Annotated in this window: 1 pseudogene; it reads right to left on the bottom strand. The window is 44.4% G+C overall.

Annotated elements, in window-relative coordinates:
• Positions 1-30: 30 nt before the first annotated feature.
• Positions 31-232 (bottom strand): annotated as a pseudogene (locus tag PPOP_RS24280) (IS4 family transposase); the annotation flags it as partial.

Genomic DNA, 232 nt, shown 5'->3' with positions numbered 1-232 from the left:
AGGCCTGTTGATTAACCAAATTACCCCATATCAAAATAATCGGGATTCTCCTAATAGAATACAATGAATCCGTAACTGCCACTCAACGGGAAGCGAACAGAAAACAAGTAATCGGGCAAACCGGGCAAACGAAAGAATGGCATGCCGAGGCAAGCCGGTGCTCGTAACATCATACAGCCATTTGAGAAGAACATAGGTAATCAAGGCTCCAAATAGCTGACCATATACGGCA

It is taken from the genome of Paenibacillus popilliae ATCC 14706, assembly GCF_000315235.1.
GTDB lineage: Bacteria > Bacillota > Bacilli > Paenibacillales > Paenibacillaceae > Paenibacillus_B > Paenibacillus_B popilliae.
Note: the sequence above shows the minus strand (reverse complement) of the source record. Positions and strands in the feature narration are given on the sequence as shown.